This is a genomic window from Streptomyces sp. NPDC051662, from assembly GCF_040681655.1.
Classification (GTDB): Bacteria; Actinomycetota; Actinomycetes; order Streptomycetales; family Streptomycetaceae; genus Streptomyces.
Window position 1 is genome coordinate 17,054 of the sequence record NZ_JBFAZD010000014.1, and the last position, 18,871, is coordinate 35,924.

Here is an 18,871-nt window from a genome sequence, read left to right on the forward strand (position 1 = left end):
TGTGTTCGGTTGTGATTGCACTGCGTGATCTCCTGTTACTTATTGTAACAATGATCACATCGTTTGCAATACTGCTGCGGACAGCGGACCACGCTGTGGTGGGATCTGCCGCTGATCGACTCGTACCGGCTGACGCACCGGATGTACCGGGTGCCGGACGCGCGGTTCCGGGTGAATCTGGAGCGCTGTGTCGAACTCCTCGATCTGGCCGAGCTGCTGGCCGTACCCGTACGGCAGCTCTCGCTCGGCCAGCGGATGCGCGGCGATATCGCGGCGGCGCTGCTGCACGACCCGGAGGTCCTGTATCTGGACGAGCCGACGATCGGCCTCGATGTGATCTCCAAGGCCAAGGTCAGGGAGTTCCTGCGGGATCTGAACGCGGAGCGCGGTACGACGGTCCTGCTGACCACCCACGATCTGACCGATATCGAGCAGCTCTGCAAGCGGGTGATGGTCATCGACCACGGCCGGCTGCTGTACGACGGCGGGCTGGCCGGACTGCACGAGGTGGGGGAGAGCGAGCGGACACTCGTCGTCGACTTGGCGCGCGAACTTCCACCGATCGAGGTACAAGGGGCGCGGGTGGTGCGGGTGGAGGGGCCTCGGCAGTGGCTGGCCTTCCCCGCGGCGGAGTCCGCGGCGCCGCTCCTCGCGCGGATCGCGGCGGAGTATCCGCTGGTGGACCTGTCGGTGCGGGAGCCGGATATCGAGGCGGTGATCGCCAAGATGTATGCCGATCGATCAGCTGTGTGACGTGACCCCCACCGTTGACTAGTCTGCTCGTATGACGAGTGACCGGCCTCATCCGCCGACGAATCCGAGCCCTGACACGCGAGCCTCCGACGCCGAGCGGGAACGGGTCGCGGAGCGGCTGCGCGAGGCCATGGCCGAGGGCCGGCTCGATATGGAGGAGTTCGACGAGCGCCTGGAGGCGGCCTTCACGGCACGCACCCATGGCGAGTTGGCGCCACTGGTACGGGACCTCCCCGCGCCGGGGACGACCACGGACGTGGCGCTCGCAGCCGATACGTCCGTCGTCGGGCGCGGGGTGAGCGACCCGGCGGGCACGGGTGGGGTGAGCACCTGGCAGAGCCGGATCGGCCGGGAACCGGCCACCTCGAAGGGCGCCTTCGCGTTCTGGGGCGGGTTCCGCCGTAAGGGGACATGGACGGTGAGCCGTAAGTTCACGGCCGTCGTGTTCCAGGCGGGCGGCGAGATCGATCTGCGCGAGGCGCGGTTCGAGGACCGCGATGTGGTGATCCGCTGCGTCACGATCATGGGCGGGGTGCATGTGACCGTACCGCCGGACATGGACGTCGAGGTCAGGGGCTTCGGGCTGATGGGCGGCTTCGGCGAGGTGGGCGAGGGCACGGCGAGCCCGGGGTCGCCGCGGGTGATCGTCACGGGCTTCGCGCTGATGGGCGGGGTCGGGGTGGAGCGCAAGGTGCGGGAGTCGGAGAAGCGCCGGCTCAAGGAGGAGCGCAAGCGCCAGAAGCTGGAGAAGAAGGCGGACCGCAAGGAGCTGGACTGAGGGGCGGGGCGGAGGAGCTGGACTGAGGGGCCGGGCGGAGGAGCTGGATTGAGGGGCCGGGCGGAGGAGCTGGACTGAGGGGCCGGGCGGAGGAGCTGGACTGAGGGGCCGGGCGGAGGAGCTGGACTGAGGGGTGGGGCGGTGGTGACCGCCCCGGCAGTCCGCGGGCAGCTGTGGTGACGAGCTGTCACAGCCGGGCCGGGGCCCGGTCCTCCAGCAGCCGGGGGCTCAGGTAACGGCCCATGGCCCGGTACCCGGCGTCGCTCGGGTGCAGCCCGTCGCCCGAGTCGTACACCGGCCTGATCCGGTCGGGCGCGTACGGATCGCGTACCACCTTGTCGAAGTCCACGACCTCGTCGAAGACCCGGCCCGAGCGGATCTCCTCGTTGACCCGGTCGCGTACGGACTCGGTGGTGGCGTTGTACCCGCCGTACGCGCCGAACGGTGTCAGCGTCGACCCGATCACGCGCAGCCCGCGCGCCTTCGCCCGCTGGGCGAGTTCGCGCAGCCCGGCGGTGATCCTGGCGGGGTCGGTCTCGCGGCCCCGCAGGATGTCGTTGACGCCGAGGTCGATGACGACGACCTTGGCACCGGCCCGGTCGAGTACATCGCGCTGGAAGCGGGCGAGCCCGCTCGCGCCGTTGCCCAGCGATGACCCGTCACTCAGGACGCGGTTACCGCCGATGCCCTCGTTGAGTACGCCGACGCGCCGGTCGCGCAGGCGCGCGGCGAGCACATCGGGCCAGCGGCGGTTCGCGTCGTAGCCGGAGCCGACCCCGTCGGTGATCGAGTCACCGAAGGCGACGACCGCCCCCCGCGCCTCGCGGTTGAGGACATCGACGGCGGTGAGATAGCGCCAGATCCTGCGCGACGGGGCGTACGCGGTCGCGTCGAGGTCGCGCGTACGGTCGCCGTCGGCGAGATACGAGGTCTGGAGCGCGTGCCGGTGATAGGTGACGGGCCCCCCGGCGCGCGGGGTGTGGAGCGTGATCAGCAGATCGCTGTCGTACGGCACCCGAAGCGCCACGGGATCGCTGACAATCTGCCCGCCGGGCGGTACGGTCACCGCCGCCCGGCGGCCGAAGGTCAGCTGCCGCATGGTCCCGGCGACCGCCTCGGGACCGCCCCCGCCCTCGCCGACCGCGACCGAGGCGGTGCCTATCAGCAGTGGGGTGGGGCTGTAGAGGTTGGAGAGGGTGATCCGGACCTTGGTGCCGCCGATGCTGGTGTGTACGACGTTACGGATGGAACGCCCGGGATAACCGACCGGCGCCCCCGGCTCGGCGCCCGCCGGAGCGGCGGCCCAGGTGCCGGTCCAGTTGTCGGCGGAGGCGGGCGCGGCCGTCCCCATGGGGGTGCGCCCGCGCGTACGAGGGTCCCCGGAGGTGTCGGCGGAGCCGCCGGCGTCCGCGCCCGAGCCGCTGTCCAGTAGTCCGTACCCGGCGATGATGACGCCGCACACCAGCGCCACCACCGTGACCAACGCCCCGAACAGGGCGAATCCGCGATGTCTGGTCATAGCCCCCGAGTCCCCCGTGTCTCCCTCGTCACCACATCACCACGTACGGCACTCCGTACAGAACACATCATCCGACATCGCGCGGGAACTTGACGTGCGCCCCGGGAGTACCTCAGGCAGAGACAATGCGGTAGGGGCGGTGCGCGGGGCACGAGATCGGGAGCATGGAGCGTTGAGCCGAGTGCGTTGAGCATGGCGCCGGCGCTTACGCGGACGGGTGGATCGGGTGGAGCGGATGGAACGTACAGATCCGGAGAGAGCGGTGGGCGGCGACGGCAGCGGTGGTAGTGCTGGTCTGCCCGCCGGGTCTGGCGGCGGTCCGGGGGGATCCGGGGCGTCGGGCGGATCCGGGGTGCCTGGTGGGCCTGGGGCGCTCGGCGGTTCCGGTGGGTCCCGTGGGCCTGGTGTGCCTGGCGGGACTCGGCCGTCCGGGACCGGAAAGCGTTCGGCGCTCCCCGCCTTCACCTATACGGCCGCCGACGCGGAGAAGCTGCGTGGCGTCCGCCGGATGAAGACCACCGCCACCGGTCTGCTGCTGCTGGTGGCCCTGATCTATGTGCTCGCCACCTGGGCGAAGAACTCCGGCCTGGGCGGCTGGGCCGGCTTCGTCGCCGCGGCGGCCGAGGCGGGCATGGTGGGCGCGCTGGCCGACTGGTTCGCGGTGACGGCGCTCTTCCGGCACCCGCTCGGTCTGCCCATCCCGCACACCGCGATCATCCCGAACAAGAAGGACCAGCTGGGCACGTCGCTCGGCGCGTTCGTCGGGGAGAACTTCCTCTCGGCCGAGGTCGTGAGGAACAGGCTGAGAGCCCTCGGTATCGGCCGCCGGCTCGGCACCTGGCTCGCGGAGCCCGACCACGCGGACCGGGTCACCGCCGAGCTGTCCACGGCGCTGCGCGGCGCGCTGACCGTCCTGCGGGACTCGGACGTCCAGGCGGTCGTCGGCGAGGCGATCACCCGGCGCGCGGACGCGGTGGAGATCGCGCCGGGGCTCGGCAAGACCCTGGACACGGTCGTCGCCGACGGCGCCCACCACCGCGCGGTCGATCTGATCTGCGCCCGCGCGCACGACTGGCTGGTGGAGCACGGGGACTCGGTCATGGACGCGGTCCAGGGCGGGGCGCCGGGGTGGACGCCGCGCTTCGTCGACCGGAGGATCGGCGACCGCGTCTACAAGGAACTGCTCCGCTTCATCACCGAGATGCGCGACATGCCGGACCACCCGGCGCGCGGCGCCATCGACCGCTTCCTGCGCGACTTCGCGGCGGACCTCCAGTCGGACACGGACACCCGCGCCCGGGTCGAACGCCTGAAGTCGGAGCTGCTCGCCCGCCCCGAGGTGCAGGACATCATCGCCTCGGCCTGGGCCTCCGTACGGGCCATGATCATGTCGGCCGCGGAGGACGACCGGAGCGAACTGCGCCTGCGGGCGCGGGCCTCGCTGCTCTCCCTGGGCTCGCGGCTGGCGACGGACGCCCGGCTCCAGGCGAAGCTGGACGGCTGGATCGAGGACGCGGCGGCGTATGTGGTCTCCACGTACCGCGGCGAGATCACCTCCCTGATCTCGGACACGGTCGCGAGCTGGGACGCCGCCGACACCTCCAGGAAGATCGAGGCGCATATCGGCCGCGACCTCCAGTTCATCCGGATCAACGGCACGGTGGTGGGCGCGCTGGCGGGCCTGCTGATCTATACGGTGTCCCACCTGCTGGGCGCGTGACGAAGCGCTGGGCGCCCGGTGAAGCGCTGGGCGCGGGAAAAGCGCTGGGCGCGTGGTCCGGACCCTGTCGTCCGTTCACGCGCCCAGCCACCGTGGGGGAGTTGCTGTTGAGTACGGAGGGCGGGGCGGGACCGTTCAACGGAACGGGAAAGTGCCGCTGCTCGGTCATCCACCGGCGCGGCGGGTGACGGCCCGGGACGCGAGAAACGGGTGTGCCCCCGAGCGCGGTCCGTGGGACCGTCAGCGCATGGCGCGGACGACGGAGATGGTGACGAGCGAGGACGGGGTACGGCTGGCCTGTACCGACCATGGCATGGGCGAGGTGGGCGGGGGCCGGCCCGTGCTCCTGCTGCACGGGCTGGCCGGCCACGCGGCCGAATGGGAGCCGCTCGTACGGCTGCTCCGGCCCGCGCGCCGGGTGGTGGCGTACGACGCGCGCGGCCACGGCGCCAGTGAACGCCGCCCCGCGGACGTCTCGCGCGCGGCGCATGTACGCGATGTGGTGGCGGTGGCCGGACATCTGGCGCTCGATCGGCCCGTCCTCGTGGGCCAGTCCCTGGGCGGCCATACGGCCATGCTCGCCGCCGCGGCTCATCCGGAACTGTTCGGTGCCCTGGTACTGATCGAGGCGGGCCCCAGGGGCCCTGCCCCGGAGCTGCCCGCGCGTATCGGCGGCTGGCTGGACTCCTGGCCGGTCCCCTTCGCGTCCATGGAAGCGGCGACCGCGTTCTTCGGCGGCGGCCCGGCCGGCCGGGCGTGGGCGGCGGGCCTGGCGGCACACCCGGACGGCCTGCGCCCGCGCGTCGACCGGGAGGTGATGGTCGCCTGCGTCGCGGAGAACGCCCGCCGGTCGTTCTGGGACGAATGGGAACGGGTGCGCTGCCCCACGCTCGTGGTGCGCGGCGATACGGGCTCGATGCCGGAGGCGGAAGCCACGGAGATGCGGGTTCGCCGTCCGGGGACGGAGCTACGTGTGATTCCGTCGGCGGCCCACGATGTCCACCTGGACCAGCCGGGGGCGCTGCATGAGGCGGTCGAGGCGTTTCTGCGCCGGACCGACGGCTTGGCCGAGTCGTATAAGTCGGACCATATGTCTTGAACGCTACGGAGGACGCAAGAGATCGTCACAGCTCGCCGACGCGTGTCCACTTCAGGCCCGGTGTGGGCACGGAATCCCCATGCCTCGAACCACCGCCGCCGACGCGGCCATCGCCCAGCTGTCCCGTACGCAGCGGCGCCTGGCGACCACCCGCCAACTGCGCGCCACCGGCCTCGCCGCCGGCACCACCACGGCCCGCTGCGCACCGTCCGGCCCTTGGCAGCGCCCGCTGCCCGGCGTCGTCCTGATACAGACCGGCGCTCCTGATCCGCGCCAACGGCTGCTCGCCGCCGTCCTCTACGCGGACACGGAGACGGCCGTCCTCTCGGGCACGAAGTCCGTCCTGACCGGCGAGGCGGCGCTCGCGCTGTACGGGGTACGGGACGCGGGCACGGACCGCGCCGACGTACTGGTCGCCGCGCGCCGCGGTCTGCGCGACAGATCGTACGTACGCCTGCGCCGCACCAGCCGCTGGCCGCCGACGCTGCTGGTCGACGGCATCCCCTGCGTACACCCGGTCCGCGCGGCCTCCGACTTCGCGGCCCACGAGCCCTCGCCGGAACGGATCCGCGCGATCCTCGCGGCGACGGTCCAGCGGTGCAGCTGCCACCCGGAAGACCTCCGAGCCGAACTCCACGCCTCCCACGCCCTCCGCAACCCGGCCGTACGCACCGCCCTGGAAGAACTCCGCGCCGGCATCCGCTCCATCGCCGAGGCCCAGGCCCGAGACACCCTCCGCACCGCCGGCCTCCCGGACGCCCTCTGGAACCCAACCCTCCTCACCCCGAAGGGCACCTTCCTGGCCAAGCCGGACGCCTACTGGCCGTTCGCGGGGATGGCCCTGGAGGTCGACTCGGAGGAATACCACCTGGGCGCACCCCAATACCGCGCCACCCTCCGCCGCCGCCTGCTGATGGAGTCCCACGGCATCGACGTCACGAGCGCGGCCCCGGCCCTGATCCGCGACCACCCCGAAGAACTGGTAGCGGCGATCCGCACCAAACTCCGCCTGGCCAAATCCCGCCCGAACCGCCCGAACATCATCATCCGCCCCTACCTCTAGCCCCCCAACTGCCCCTCCCGCACCCCCAGAACAAACCGCCCCCAAGCCGTACCCCGGAAGACGCACGCCGTTGCGCTCCCGTCGCTGATCGGTGGTGTCATTGCGTGTGGAGACTCTAAGACCCTCTTCCCCTATGATTAATGCATGCCGCAGGAGAAGTTGGGAATAATTCTAAGCTCAGTCGCCAAGAGGATGCGGGCGGACTTCGAGCAATCAAGGGTTTTCAATCACAATGGAGAAGCAGGGACTTCGCGAGAGGTTTTGGTTCGCAACTTCCTTTCGTCATATCTGCCTGCCCATGTTCGAGCAGTGCACAATGTGGAGATCATTACCTCTTCCGGAAGTGTTTCGTCGCAGTGTGACGTAGCGATCGTGGATAAGGAAACGCTACCACTTACCTCTTTGGAGGGTTATCAAGTCATTCCCAATGAATGTACATATGGGATAGTGGAAGTGAAGACAAATCTAACTCGTGCGGAGCTGTTCAATGCTTGCGACAAGATCAGCAAAGTGCGCAAAATGGAAAAGACCGCCTATCGGAGGATCCCGAATACCATTGAGCGCACGACTGTAGCCTATGGGAATATGTATGATCATTTCCCGACGTCGGGTATTGTTGTTGCGTTCAATAGTGGGAACCTTGAAACTCTCGGGAATCACCTCATGGAGTGGTGCAGCACTCATCAAGTTCATGAGTGGCCCGATAGTGTTTGGGTCCTTGGTAAAGGGAATCTGCAGTGGCAGGGTAAAGCTAGTGGGCTCCTAGAGCGCACCCCCTCACCCGGGGCTTCTCTGGTGCAGATTGACTCGTGGGAGGATGATGACATTCTGCTGCCGTTGGCGCTCCATCTAAATATTCACTTCTCTGAGGCGTGGATGCATCCGCTCAATCTAGTTCCTTACGCGGGCTCGGCGCGGCTTGGAACTATATCGAGGGAGTGGCCTGCTCCGTAGGGGCGTTGGGTCAGGTTACGTCATTGAGATAAATTCACCGGTCTTCGCTTGGTATATTAGCGAAGTTTTGTGGTTGGCCAGAAGGGCCTCCAAGTCGACATCGGGACGCCCGGGTAGAAGGATGACAGACTTCGGTTCGTATTGCCGCCTGTCATGCCTCACATACCTGCGATAGTCGAGAAGCCGGCCGAGTGCGATTCTGACCGCGTCGCGGTCGCTTGATCCCTGAGCCTCATACAAGACATGGTCTGTTGCGTCAAAAAGATCGGTTCGCAAGGTCGTAGTTCTGCCCTCGATTCTGATCTGGAAAGACCCGACAGAGTGTCCCTGTGACTCAAGATGGTTTACATAGGATTCAATTAGTAGCGCCTTCCTGCGGCGGACAGTTGTTGCTGCAGAGGTCGCTCGCGCGAACTCTGCTACCTTCACCGCTTGAACCGGCATAAGCTTCCCACTCGCAGCAGCACCGAGTGCAGCAATATTAGTTGTGCTCCTCAAGTCGGTGGCTATGAATCCACCAGTCGTAACCGCCGCCGCTTGAAGCATGTCGATGGTAACTGCTCGGGGGACAAACTGGGCCGTGGTGTGTGGGGCCGGAGCTATCGCATCTCGCGCAGACCTTTCAAAGGTCCCCGTTGGGCGCAGACGGAAGACGATGGTAGTGCGGGGCGCACCGTCAGCTCCTATGCCCTGGCGTGGCACAAACGGTTGCTCCTCGTCCACGGCGAACTCGCCAATATACCGGTGTGTTCTCGTGGCGGTTCCCGGTTTTGTGCCCTCACGTACGAATAGGCGAAGTGCTCGCCCCTTCAATGCGTGCTGAAGTATCGCTGTGTTTCCCGAGCCTCCTGTGCCGGCGAACGATTGATCTCCCGATCCTCCGGCGCCGGTGTACTCGAAGATGGGCCCGAGAGCATCTTCCTCAGCGAGCCAGCCGTCGTGGTAGCCCAACTGCTCCGCAACCTCCGGATCCGAGTAGAGGACCACGTTCCGCATTTCCTTAGACGGGCAAATGCCGCCATACGGACTTCCGCCGAAGATGGGTCGGATCTGGGCTCGGGTACGGACATCGCCAGGGAGGATCGCGGGGCCACTTGTCATACTGTCAGTCTAGATGCTCACCTTGATCGCAAGCTTGTTGAGCAATCCGAGAACCCTGCAGAGGTGTTACGTATCTTCGCTTGCTCCGGTGAGATGTGAGTCGGCACGTCTACTGACCTACGCCGAGGGCGGAGTAGGTCAAGACGTCAGCGGGGAGCGGGAAGTGTAGCTTCCAGGTGATGCCCATCGGCTTGTTGCCCTCGTGGGAAACGTAGTCCGCAGGACCGAGCAGCATCCACGGCTGGGGACCGCCGATGTCCGTCTTCTTGTAGCGGCGGAGGAAGAGCATCACGTGTGTGCCCATGTCTTGGTGAGACCTGTAGCGGATTCCCGTAGATGAGGACTCGGACGTCTGGTTCTGCGACTCCCAATGAAAAAGGGTGTCGCTCATCGCGTAGTCCTTGTAGCGCGTTTGGGGAGAGAAGTCCTTGTCGTCCTTCTCGCGAGTGATCAGCAAAGCATCGACCTTCGGTTGCTCACACCAGCGAACGCCTTCTCGGAAATTTCCTGGCAGAAGGCCGCCAATGGTGGATTGACCGAGCGCGGTGAGGATTTCCTCGCGACTGTACGAAGCATGCAAGCGCAATGGCAGGTCGCTATGCGCGCCAGGCATGGGCGGTGTGACGTGGTCTAGATGGTTAAGGACGTGTGCGAGGATTTCGCGCAACTCGCTGCGTGCTGTGTGCTGGTGGTGTAGGGATGCGAGGCCAGCTTGGTAGGTATCGAATCCACCCAACGGCCAGAGTGTGAAGAAGAGCATGCGCGCGTAAGCGCGGTCGCCGTCGGATAGCTCGTCGTAGGAAGGGGCGTCGTCTTCTAGGAGGCGCGTATAGACCGCAGCGCGAGTTGTGTCGTCAACGTGGAGGAAGGCAGAAGCTCGCTTCAGCAGAGCCCCCTCGCCGTCAGGTGCTGGGGTAGTGAGAAGCTTGCTGCGGCGTAGCAAGGCCGTCCATGAGTGGTTGGACCCGCGGTAGAGTTCCTTGATCTCTCGTCCACTCTCTGCCAAATATGTCGAAAGGCGAGGCTCGCCGATTCGATGCACCTCGACAGCAAGTTGATTGACGTTCACGCTGATTTGCTGGCGGATGTTGTCGATGATCAACTCCTTGGCCTTTGACTCAAGGATGATCCGGCAATCCGAAGGAAGCTGGGGGAAATCGTGCTCTATCGCGGAGATGAGACGATTTCGGGTGAGGTTGGTGAGAGATCGGAACTGCTCTTCGAAGCGGAACTCCTTGCGATGCTGACCAATAAAGTCAAGCACGGTGAGGAAGTCCTTCCCCGTGGAGCGCCGCAGACCACGTCCGAGTTGCTGCAAGAAAACAGTGGCGCTCGATGTGGGGCGAAGTAGGAGCAAGGTGTCAACTTGGGGAATGTCCAGGCCCTCGTTGAAGAGGTCTACAGAGAAGATGACTTGCAGCTCTCCGGACCGAAGTGCATCGAGTGCTGCCTTGCGCTGCTCGCCGGGTACCTCACCAGATAGTGCGACGGCGTTGAGTCCTGCCTGCTGGAAGAACTTCGCCATGAACTGAGCATGGGCTACGGATACACAGAAGCCCAGCGCGCGCATACTCTGAGGGTCGGAGACCTTGTCTTCAATGGCGCTGACGACTAGTTGGGCGCGTTTATCATTCCCGGTGAAGACATCACTGAGAGCGGTGGGTTCGTATGATCCACGTTTCCACTGGATCGCCGACAGATCGGTGCTATCGGCGATACCGAAGTAGCGGAAAGGGGAGAGGAGAGCATTCTCCAAGGCTTCCCACAGGCGCATCTCTGCGGCGATTCGACCGTCGAAGAACTCATCCTGGATATTCAATCCATCCATGCGCTCCGGTGTTGCTGTAAGGCCGAGTAGTTCTTTCGGAATGAAATGGTCTACTATCTTTCGATAGGTCGGTGCTGTTCCGTGATGGAATTCGTCGATGACGACGACATCGAAATGTTCAGGGGTAAGATTCTCCAATGCGCGAGCATTGAGTGATTGAACGCTTGCGAAGACATGCTTCCAGGTGGATGGGATCTCACCGCCGACAAGTAGCTCGCCAAAGTTTTCGTCTTTCAGGACTCCTCGGTAGGTCTGAAGTGACTGTTCCAGGATCTCTTTGCGGTGGGCGATGAAGAGAATGCGTAGATCCTGACCGAGCCTCCGGCGTAGAGTCTTGTAGTCGAGCGCGGCCATGACCGTCTTGCCCGTACCGGTGGCGGCAACCAAGAGATTGCGATGCCGGTCATGGACATCCCGCTCTACTTCAAGACGCTCCAGCATGTCCTGTTGATGTGGATAAGGAGTTACTTCCGGCCCCGAGACGGTGATGGTCCGGCTGGTCGTACCGTCGGATTCCATACGGGCCTCTAGCAGAGCCGTCTCAAGTTGCTCCCCATGAACATCAGGGGCGTACAACTCAAAAGCTGCCTCGGTCCAGTAGGAATCGAAGGTGGCTTCAAGCTCCTGCATGGCGCCGGGCGTTGTGATGAAAGAGAATCGCACGTTCCGCTCGGGGCCAGCATGCGTCTCTGTCGCGGAGAGCTTCGAGCTTTCGACGTACGCCGTGTTGTATGTGGAGTTCCGCCTAAAGAGCCATACTTTCGTGTGCAGATGGGCAGAGCTTGGCTGGTAGTTCACCTTCACCTCGGCGCCAAACTCGTCGACCAGGCGATCCAGCGCATGCCGCTCAGTGGCGCCCAGGTGTGTCGTGGTGATGAACCGAATGGGAACTCCGCGCTCGTTTGCAGCGCGGAGTGCATACTCAAGGACGCTTAGTTCCTGCTGCTTTACGAAGTTGCTTATGACGTCGAATCGATCTGCAGTGGCCAACTCGGCGCGAAGCTCTGACCTGATGGCGTAGCCGGCGACAGCTTGTTGTTCTGGAATCGAGATGAGCTCGCTTTGTTCGTCGGCGACCAGGTCGATCCACTCTTGGGCGCCAGCGGACGTGCCGACGGATTCGAGGATGTGGTTCGCGGCATGGGCGCGTTCGGCAGCAGGAAGATTATGAAGGAACAGCCGGACGAACTCCGAAACATGACGAGCCAAGGTGCTTGGCGTTGATTCGATGCCGCCTTCGGCATCGATCGTTCGCCTACCCACGCCATCCAGCTGCTTGAGACGGTCTTCGAGCCGCAACGTAATCAGCTGTTCGTAGAGTCCGACTTCCGGAGATCTGCTGTCCACAGCGTCCGTCATCCAAGGATCCCCTCATCGAAACCGCATGGCCGCTGGTGATTTTTGCAGCAACTACCTATATCTTGCGCTAGTTTGCGCCGTGGCAGTCCCTGTAGGCCTTTGTTGAGCCGCACCAGCAGGGGGCGTTGCGGGCTGGGGGCCAAGGGGTGGCTCGGCCTCGGGCTGCGAGGGTGGTGGCGTATTGGGGGAGCAGGTCCGTGTTGGACGGGGAGGACTGTTCCGAGGCCGCGAACGCCTCGTACGACGGGACCGTCGCCGTGACGATGCCCAGGTTGGGGGTGCCGGTGGCGGCGAGGTCGCGGAGGGAGGATTCGAGGTGGGACAGGTGGGTCTCGTGCGAGGGGTACTCGGTGGTCAGGGTCGGGTACGCGGCGAGGAGTTCGGCCAGTTCCGGGGCCGGCCAGTGGAGCATCGCCACCGGGAAGGGGCGGGACAGGGCCGTGCGGTACGAGCCGAGTTCGGCGCGGAGGCGGGTGATCTCGGCCTGGAGTTCGGCGGGGTTGTCGGAACCCAGGGACCAGAGGCGTTTGGGGTCGTGGAGTTCGTCGAGGGTGACCGAGGCGGGGTTGACGCGGTCCGCCAGGCCGTCCCAGTCGTCGTGGTCCAGGGCCAGCAGGCGGCGGACGCGGTGGCGGCCGATCAGCAGGTTGTGGACCGGGTAGGGGACCTCTTCGCCGGGGGTGAGCAGTGTGTTGAGCGCCGAGGTGAAGGTGTCGTGGGCCGCTTCGAGTTCGTCGTGGGACTCCAGGGTCTCGGCGACGATCTCCCAGGGGCCCGGGTCCAGCGGGGCCGCGGCGCGCAGGCCGTCGATGATCGCGCGGGCCTCCGCCTCGTGGCCGTACTCCCAGAGGTTGGCTGCCTGGAGCGCCTTCACCAGATGGGGGTGGTCGGGGGAGGTCGCGAGGAGGGTGTCGTAGAGGCCGGTCGCGCGATCACGGTCGCCGGCCAGTTCCAGATGGGCCGCGGCACGGAGGAGCAGGGGCTCGTGATCCTCGGGGTACTGGGCAGCGGTGCGCAGCAGGCGCTCGGCTTCCGTGGTGTGGTCGGCAGGCATGTCGGGGCGCATGACGGACACCGTACTGCCGTGCGGGTCGGGAGCGGAGGGCGGTGGCCGGTCGTGCCTCGTCTAAGGTCCTGACGTGCTTCGACACCGTCCTCATCTGCTCTGGCTGCTGGTTCCCTTCGTGCTGTTCCTGGTGGCGCTGCCCTGGGTGAACCGGGTGGAGCCCGTGATCCTCGGGCTGCCGTTCCTGTCCTTGTGGCTGCTCGGCGCGACCGTGCTGACGCCCGTCGCCGTGGCGCTGGCCTGGCGCGGGGATCAGCGGCTGCGCCGCCGGGAGGGAGCGGAGTGAACGCCGCTGTCGCCACCACGATCTTCGCCGTCTTCATGGTCGGGACGGTCGGCCTCGGGCTGCTCGCCGTCCGCCGGCGTACGGGCGGCGGGATCGCCGAGTGGTCCGTCGGGGGACGCAGTCTCGGCGCCGTCTTCATCTGGGTGCTGATGGCCGGCGAGAGCTATACGAGTTTCAGCTATCTGGGCGCCGCGGGCTGGGGCTACAACTACGGTGCCCCGGTCCTTTATGTGGTCGCCTATATGTCCTGCGGTTACGCCATCGGCTATGTGGTCGGCCCCATGTTGTGGGGCTATGCGCGCCGCCATGATCTTGTGGGTATCACGGACATACTCGCCCACCGCTTCGGACGGCCCTGGGTCGGCGCCCTGACGGCGGTGCTCGCGACCGTCTTCCTGTTGCCGTACATCCAGCTTCAGATCACCGGCATGGGCGTCGTCGTCTCGACCATCTCGTACGGGGCGATAAGCCTCAACTGGGGCTATTTCATTGCCTTCGCGGTCACCACCGGATTTGTGGTGGTGAGCGGACTGCGGGGGAGTGCCTGGGTCTCGGTGCTCAAGGACGTACTGGTGATCGGCACCCTGGGGTTCCTCGCCGTCTATGTGCCGCTGCACTACTTCGACGGCTACGGGCCGCTCCTCGACCGGCTGGTGGCGCAGAAGGGGGAGTGGCTGACCCTGCCAGGACACGGCGGTCGCGGAGCGGGCGGCAGCGGGCTGGGCACCGCCTGGTTCATCACCACCTCCCTGCTCAACGCACTCACCGTCGTCATCTTCCCCACCACCGTCGCGGGCTATCTGGGCGCCCGCAGCGCCGACGCGCTGCGCCGCAACGCGATCTGGCTGCCCGCCTACAACGTGCTCCTCTTCATCCCGATGCTGCTCGGCATGGCCGCGCTCTTCGTCGTCCCCGGGCTGACCGGCGCCGACTCCAACCTCGCGCTCTTCCGGCTCGTGGTCGACTCGCTGCCCGCCTGGGCGGTCGGGATCATCGGCGTGGCCGCGGCCCTTTCCTCCATCGTGCCGATGGCCGTGTTCATGCTGGTGATCGGGACGATGTGGGGGCGCAGCGTGCTCTCGCTCGTACCGCGCTGGCGGGCCAGGCAGAAGGGCGCCGCGCAGGTGGTCGTCGTGGCGGCGGGAGCGGGCGCGCTGGTGCTGACGTACGCCGCGCCCAACACGCTCGTACGGCTCTCCCTCATCTCCTACGAGGGAATGGCGCAGCTGCTCCCCATGGTGCTGCTGGGGCTGGTGTGGCGTCGGCTGACTCTGGCGGGCGGGTTGAGCGGGCTCGCGGTGGGGGTGGGGACGGTGTGCGCGCTGGTCTTCACCGGTCACGATCCGGTGTGGGGGGTGAACGCGGGGATCGTCGCGCTCGCCGTCAATCTTGTCGTCGCGCTGGTGGTGACCTTCGCGACGAGGGCCGACGTCGACCCTCGGCCGGATGTGGACGTGCTCGCGCGCGATTCGCTTGATTCACGCGATTCATCGGGTGTGCCGGGTGTATCGGGTGTGCCGGGCCCGTCCGGTTCATCCGATTCGGGTGATTCGCTCGGTGCCATGTCTTCGGCCTCGGACCGTGCCTCCGCGGTTACGCCTTCGGACGGCGCTCCCGCGGCGCCGGCACCGCCGCCGCGCCCAGCGCCGTGAACCCCGCCGACACCAGGATCGCCAGGTCAGCGCCGTGCGCCGGGTCGGCGACAGAGGCGGCCACCGCGATGATCAGCGCGACACCCGCCGACGAACCGATGTAACGGGCCGTGTTGTTGGCGCCCGAACCCATCGCCGCGCGTGGCGGTCGGGTGGAGGGTCGGGTCGAGGCCGCGGCGGGGGTGCGGCGGGGGTGCGCGCGTCGGTGTCCCGTGGCGCGCGCCCGCTTCCCGCGTCGGTACGTAGTGGTCGCCGGGCTGGTCGTCGGGCTGCCCATGGCTCTGGGCAAGGGCTACGCGACACAGCAGTGCTCGATCGCCCGTGCGCTGGAGATCGTCGGCGAGCGCTGGACGCTCCTCGTCGTGCGCGACGCCTTCTACGGGGTGCGCCGGTACCACGATTTCCTCGTCCACCTCGGTCTGCCCCGCGCCGTCCTCGCCTCCCGCCTCCAGGCGCTGGAGCGGGCCGGTGTGCTGGAGAAGCGGCGACTCAGCGTCTGGGGCATCGGGCAGGTCGACGGCGCCGCCGGACAGAGGGACGGCGCCGGGCGGGTCGACGGCGCCGGGCGGGCGGGCGGTGCGAAGCCGCTGCGGGTCTTCACGCACGCCGCCTGCGGTACGGAACTGTGCTCGTACGGCGAATGCCCGGCCTGCTGCGTCCCCGTACCACCGGCGGACGTCGAGATGCTGCCGGGCCCGGGGCTCGATCCGGACCCGCGGGATCCGGTACGCCGGGCCCTGCTCCGGCCCCGTCGGCTCCTTCAGCCACTGGAGACCGATCGTGTATAACGGCTGAAGAGACGTTTGTCGCGAGAACGAGTAACGAGAACGACCAGAACGAGAGGGGCAGGCCATGGTCCGCAGCGCGCTGCGGCTGCTGCGCCCCGCCGGGCTGCTGCTCTTCCTCGTCGCCGAAGTCCTGCTCCTCGACGCCGGTGGCCTCTCCGCCGCCGTCGCGCTCGCCGCCACCGCCACGGCCGCCGCGGGCTCCGCCCTCGTCGTCTGCGCCCTGATCAGCGCGCGCTCCGTACCCGCTCACCCGCGACACCGGGTACGTACGGCCATCCGCGACCGTGAGCAACGTACGGCCTTCCTGCCCCAACGGGACCCCGACGCCTCGGGCCGCACCCGGCCCCGAGCACCGGGCCGTCTTCTTCCGACGGCCGCGTAGCAGGGGTACGCAGAACAGGGACACGCAGGACAGGGACACGCACGACAACCACCCTCTCCACACCCCCGCGCGGGTCGTCATGCCGAGCTGCATCTCATCCGGCACGACGAGACCCACGGAGGGCTCACCATGTCCGTTTTCGCCAATCTGGTCGGACAACTCGCCAATCTGCTCCAGCCGCTCTTCAGCGCGGGCGCCGCCGCCGCGGCGATCATCCTCTTCACCGCCTGCGTACGGCTGGCGATCCATCCCCTCTCCCGCGCGGCGGCCCGCGGTCAGAAGGCACGTACCAAACTCGCCCCGCAGATCGCCGAACTGCGCAAGAAACACGGCAAGAACCCCGAGCGCATGCAGAAGGCGCTCATGGAACTGCACGCCAAGGAGAAGGTCTCACCGCTCTCGGGCTGTCTGCCGAGCCTGCTCCAGATGCCCGCGTTCTTCCTCATGTACCACCTCTTCTCCAACACCACGATCGGCGGCGAGCGGAACGAACTGCTCGGCCACTCCCTCTTCGCCGCGCCCCTCGGCGACCGCTGGACGGACGCGCTCGCGCACGGCGGCCTGCTGGGCGGCGCGGGGCTGGTGTATCTGGGCCTCTTCGCGATCGTCGCCGGCGTCGCCACCTTCAACTTCCGCCGGACGAAGATCCAGATGGCGCACGCTCCCGCGATGCCGGCGGGGCCCGACGGACAGCAGATGCCGGGCATGGGCGCGATGACGAAGATGATGCCCCTGCTGTCCTTCGCGACGCTCTTCACCGTCGCCGTGGTGCCGCTGGCCGCCGCGCTGTACGTGGTGACGAGTACGACATGGACGGCGGCCGAACGCTACTTCCTCTACCGGGACATGTATCCGGCGGGCGGCGCGCTGGCCACCGCCACCTCCTGACGCCCAAGAGGTCACCTCCTGACGCCCAAGAGGTGAGGGCGGTCCAAGAGGTGAGGGCGGTCCAGCGGTTGAACTGGGTCTTGCAGAGTGATCGGATGTCTTGGAGGATCGGCCAATCCCCTCCGGTGGCCGCATCCATCGGCCGGGTCAGGTTCGACCAGAGGAGACAGACATGAAGCTGCTGCGTGTCGGTACGGCGGGGGCCGAGCGCCCCGCGCTGCTTGACCAGGACGGGACGACCCTCAGGGACCTGTCCGGGCTGGTCACGGACATCGACGGCGCGCTGCTCGCCGATGACACCGCGCTGGACCGGATCCGGGCAGCCGCCGCGGCGGGCGAACTGCCCGTACTCGACGGACCCGGTCAGCGCGTCGGACCGCCGCTCGCCCGGATCGGCAAGATCGTGTGCATCGGGCTGAACTACCACGACCACGCGGCGGAGACCGGAGCGGAGATTCCGGCCGAGCCGATCATCTTCTTCAAGGCCCCGGACACCGTGGTCGGCCCCGACGACACCGTCCTCGTGCCCCGGGGCAGCGTCAAGACGGACTGGGAGGTCGAACTCGCGGTCGTCATCGGCCGTACCGCCCGCTATCTGGACTCCGCGGCGGAGGGGCTGGCGCATGTCGCCGGGTACGCCGTCTCGCACGATGTCTCCGAGCGCGAGTTCCAGATCGAGCGTGGCGGCACCTGGGACAAGGGCAAGAACTGCGAGACGTTCAACCCGCTCGGCCCCTGGCTGGTGACCGCGGACGAGGTGCCGGACCCGCAGGCCCTGGCGCTCAGGCTCCGCGTCAACGGCGAGCTGAAGCAGGACGGCACGACCGCCGAGCAGATCTTCGGGGTGGGTGAAGTCGTGCGGTACGTCAGCCAGTTCATGACGCTCTACCCGGGTGATGTCATCAACACCGGGACGCCCGCCGGCGTGGCGCTGGGCAAGCCGGAGCCCAAGCCGTATCTGCGCGCGGGTGATGTGGTGGAGCTGGAGATCGAGGGACTGGGGCGGCAGCGCCAGGAGCTCAAGGACGCCTGACGCGGGAGGCGGCCGGGGTACGGAAACGAGGCAGGAGGGTACGGAAGCGAGGCGGCCGGGGTACGGAACGGCCGCCCGTTCCGTACCCGCCTGCCCGCTCCAACTCCTCAGCCGCGGTCGCGGTCGCGCAGTCGCTCCAGCGCCCGCACCACCATGGCGTGGTCCTCCGCCTGCGGCAGGCCCGAGACCGTCACCGTACCGATGACGCCCGCGCCCTCCACCGCGATCGGGAACGAGCCGCCGTGCGCCGCGTACAGGTCCGGGTCCAGACGCGAGGATTCCTCGAAGGTGGTGCCCTTGGCGCGGAAGCGGGCGCCCACGAGGAACGAGCCGGCGCCGTATCGCTCCACCACCCGGCGCTTGCGGTCGATCCACGCGTCGTTGTCCGCCGTCGAGCCCGGCAGGGCGCAGTGGAACAGCTGCTGCGCGCCCCGGCGGATGTCGATCGCCACCGGCGCGCTCCGCTCGCGCGCCAGCTCGACCAGCAGACAGCCCAGCGCCCACGCGTCGTCGTAGGTGAAGTGGCGCAGGATCAGCCGGGCTTCCTGCGCTTCGAGTTCGGCCACCGTGGGGGCCGTGGGGACAGGGGCTTCGGGTGCGGG

At 67.1% G+C, this 18,871-nt stretch carries 16 protein-coding genes and 2 pseudogenes; 12 read left to right on the plus strand and 6 right to left on the minus strand.

Annotated features, from left to right (window positions below; translation table 11 throughout):
• Positions 1 to 78: 78 nt before the first annotated feature.
• Together AB0M67_RS23355 and AB0M67_RS23360 are read left to right on the plus strand one after the other, a co-directional pair.
• Positions 79 to 753 (plus strand): annotated as a pseudogene (locus tag AB0M67_RS23355) (ATP-binding cassette domain-containing protein); the annotation flags it as partial.
• Positions 754 to 784: 31 nt separating this feature from the next.
• Complete coding sequence (locus tag AB0M67_RS23360) at positions 785 to 1,531, plus strand: DUF1707 domain-containing protein (protein ID WP_365748302.1); 747 nt, start codon at positions 785 to 787, stop codon at positions 1,529 to 1,531.
• A gap of 187 nt (positions 1,532 to 1,718) precedes the next feature.
• On the opposite strand, the gene AB0M67_RS23365 is transcribed toward AB0M67_RS23360, so the two are convergent.
• Positions 1,719 to 3,050, minus strand: coding sequence for an SGNH/GDSL hydrolase family protein (locus AB0M67_RS23365; protein WP_365748304.1), 1,332 nt, complete (start codon positions 3,048 to 3,050; stop codon positions 1,719 to 1,721).
• Between the two features lie 235 nt (positions 3,051 to 3,285).
• Here AB0M67_RS23365 and AB0M67_RS23370 point away from each other — a divergent pair, with 235 nt between their 5' ends.
• The 4 genes from AB0M67_RS23370 to AB0M67_RS23385 all read left to right on the plus strand — a co-directional run bounded on the left by AB0M67_RS23370 (position 3,286) and on the right by AB0M67_RS23385 (position 7,886).
• Complete coding sequence (locus AB0M67_RS23370) at positions 3,286 to 4,770, plus strand: DUF445 domain-containing protein (RefSeq protein ID WP_365748305.1); 1,485 nt, start codon at positions 3,286 to 3,288, stop codon at positions 4,768 to 4,770.
• Positions 4,771 to 5,017: 247 nt separating this feature from the next.
• Entirely contained in the window at positions 5,018 to 5,869 is an 852-nt protein-coding gene (locus tag AB0M67_RS23375; RefSeq protein WP_365748307.1) for an alpha/beta hydrolase, read from the plus strand.
• Positions 5,870 to 5,948: 79 nt separating this feature from the next.
• Positions 5,949 to 6,932 carry a hypothetical protein gene (locus AB0M67_RS23380; protein ID WP_365748309.1) on the plus strand — a complete coding sequence of 328 codons (984 nt, stop codon included), beginning with the start codon at positions 5,949 to 5,951 and terminating at the stop codon, positions 6,930 to 6,932.
• Between the two features lie 144 nt (positions 6,933 to 7,076).
• The gene (locus tag AB0M67_RS23385) at positions 7,077 to 7,886 is read left to right on the plus strand and encodes a DUF6602 domain-containing protein (protein WP_365748311.1); all 810 of its coding nucleotides are present in this window, start codon (positions 7,077 to 7,079) and stop codon (positions 7,884 to 7,886) included.
• 15 nt (positions 7,887 to 7,901) lie between these two features.
• On the opposite strand, the gene AB0M67_RS23390 is transcribed toward AB0M67_RS23385, so the two are convergent.
• From AB0M67_RS23390 to AB0M67_RS23400, 3 genes are all read right to left on the minus strand, one after another.
• A complete protein-coding gene (locus AB0M67_RS23390) occupies positions 7,902 to 8,873 on the minus strand; it encodes a hypothetical protein (RefSeq protein ID WP_365748313.1) in 972 nt (323 codons plus the stop codon).
• Positions 8,874 to 9,096: 223 nt separating this feature from the next.
• Positions 9,097 to 12,174, minus strand: a complete 3,078-nt coding sequence (locus AB0M67_RS23395) for a DUF3427 domain-containing protein (RefSeq protein ID WP_365748315.1) — start codon at positions 12,172 to 12,174, stop codon at positions 9,097 to 9,099.
• Positions 12,175 to 12,241: 67 nt separating this feature from the next.
• Complete coding sequence (locus AB0M67_RS23400) at positions 12,242 to 13,240, minus strand: SEC-C domain-containing protein (protein WP_365748317.1); 999 nt, start codon at positions 13,238 to 13,240, stop codon at positions 12,242 to 12,244.
• Positions 13,241 to 13,313: 73 nt separating this feature from the next.
• On the opposite strand from AB0M67_RS23400, the gene AB0M67_RS23405 reads away from it, so the two are divergent.
• Both AB0M67_RS23405 and AB0M67_RS23410 read left to right on the plus strand, forming a co-directional pair.
• Positions 13,314 to 13,526: a DUF3311 domain-containing protein gene (locus tag AB0M67_RS23405; RefSeq protein ID WP_240627720.1), complete on the plus strand. Its 213-nt coding sequence runs from the start codon at positions 13,314 to 13,316 to the stop codon at positions 13,524 to 13,526.
• The gene (locus tag AB0M67_RS23410) at positions 13,523 to 15,178 is read left to right on the plus strand and encodes a sodium:solute symporter family protein (RefSeq protein ID WP_365748319.1); all 1,656 of its coding nucleotides are present in this window, start codon (positions 13,523 to 13,525) and stop codon (positions 15,176 to 15,178) included. The genes AB0M67_RS23405 and AB0M67_RS23410 overlap by 4 nt, the downstream gene beginning before the upstream one ends.
• On the opposite strand, the pseudogene AB0M67_RS23415 reads toward AB0M67_RS23410, so the two are convergent.
• Positions 15,120 to 15,320 (minus strand): annotated as a pseudogene (locus AB0M67_RS23415) (MFS transporter); the annotation flags it as partial. The gene AB0M67_RS23410 and the pseudogene AB0M67_RS23415 overlap by 59 nt on opposite strands.
• A 133-nt stretch (positions 15,321 to 15,453) precedes the next feature.
• On the opposite strand from AB0M67_RS23415, the gene AB0M67_RS23420 reads away from it, so the two are divergent.
• The 4 genes from AB0M67_RS23420 to AB0M67_RS23435 all read left to right on the plus strand — a co-directional run bounded on the left by AB0M67_RS23420 (position 15,454) and on the right by AB0M67_RS23435 (position 18,269).
• On the plus strand, positions 15,454 to 15,966 hold the full coding sequence (locus AB0M67_RS23420) for a helix-turn-helix domain-containing protein (RefSeq protein ID WP_365748321.1): 513 nt from the start codon (positions 15,454 to 15,456) through the stop codon (positions 15,964 to 15,966).
• A gap of 64 nt (positions 15,967 to 16,030) precedes the next feature.
• Positions 16,031 to 16,348, plus strand: a complete 318-nt coding sequence (locus tag AB0M67_RS23425; RefSeq protein WP_351397732.1) for a DUF6412 domain-containing protein — start codon at positions 16,031 to 16,033, stop codon at positions 16,346 to 16,348.
• A gap of 129 nt (positions 16,349 to 16,477) precedes the next feature.
• On the plus strand, positions 16,478 to 17,236 hold the full coding sequence (locus tag AB0M67_RS23430) for a YidC/Oxa1 family membrane protein insertase (RefSeq protein WP_365748323.1): 759 nt from the start codon (positions 16,478 to 16,480) through the stop codon (positions 17,234 to 17,236).
• A 172-nt stretch (positions 17,237 to 17,408) separates the two neighbouring features.
• Positions 17,409 to 18,269, plus strand: coding sequence for a fumarylacetoacetate hydrolase family protein (locus AB0M67_RS23435; protein WP_365748325.1), 861 nt, complete (start codon positions 17,409 to 17,411; stop codon positions 18,267 to 18,269).
• A 107-nt stretch (positions 18,270 to 18,376) separates the two neighbouring features.
• Here the strand turns inward: AB0M67_RS23435 and AB0M67_RS23440 are convergent, their stop codons facing one another.
• Complete coding sequence (locus tag AB0M67_RS23440) at positions 18,377 to 18,835, minus strand: heme-degrading domain-containing protein (RefSeq protein ID WP_365748326.1); 459 nt, start codon at positions 18,833 to 18,835, stop codon at positions 18,377 to 18,379.
• Positions 18,836 to 18,871: the final 36 nt, after the last annotated feature.

Excerpts from the sequence above, each read along its gene's own strand:
- AB0M67_RS23360 (WP_365748302.1), top strand. The coding sequence starts at position 785 with ATGACGAGTGACCGGCCTCATCCGCCGACGAATCCGAGCCCTGACACG.
- AB0M67_RS23365 (WP_365748304.1), bottom strand. The coding sequence starts at position 3,050 with ATGACCAGACATCGCGGATTCGCCCTGTTCGGGGCGTTGGTCACGGTG.
- AB0M67_RS23370 (WP_365748305.1), top strand. The coding sequence starts at position 3,286 with ATGGAACGTACAGATCCGGAGAGAGCGGTGGGCGGCGACGGCAGCGGT.
- AB0M67_RS23375 (WP_365748307.1), top strand. The coding sequence starts at position 5,018 with ATGGCGCGGACGACGGAGATGGTGACGAGCGAGGACGGGGTACGGCTG.
- AB0M67_RS23380 (WP_365748309.1), top strand. The coding sequence starts at position 5,949 with ATGCCTCGAACCACCGCCGCCGACGCGGCCATCGCCCAGCTGTCCCGT.
- AB0M67_RS23385 (WP_365748311.1), top strand. The coding sequence starts at position 7,077 with ATGCCGCAGGAGAAGTTGGGAATAATTCTAAGCTCAGTCGCCAAGAGG.
- AB0M67_RS23395 (WP_365748315.1), bottom strand. The coding sequence starts at position 12,174 with ATGACGGACGCTGTGGACAGCAGATCTCCGGAAGTCGGACTCTACGAA.
- AB0M67_RS23400 (WP_365748317.1), bottom strand. The coding sequence starts at position 13,240 with ATGCGCCCCGACATGCCTGCCGACCACACCACGGAAGCCGAGCGCCTG.
- AB0M67_RS23420 (WP_365748321.1), top strand. The coding sequence starts at position 15,454 with ATGGCTCTGGGCAAGGGCTACGCGACACAGCAGTGCTCGATCGCCCGT.
- AB0M67_RS23425 (WP_351397732.1), top strand. The coding sequence starts at position 16,031 with ATGGTCCGCAGCGCGCTGCGGCTGCTGCGCCCCGCCGGGCTGCTGCTC.
- AB0M67_RS23430 (WP_365748323.1), top strand. The coding sequence starts at position 16,478 with ATGTCCGTTTTCGCCAATCTGGTCGGACAACTCGCCAATCTGCTCCAG.
- AB0M67_RS23435 (WP_365748325.1), top strand. The coding sequence starts at position 17,409 with ATGAAGCTGCTGCGTGTCGGTACGGCGGGGGCCGAGCGCCCCGCGCTG.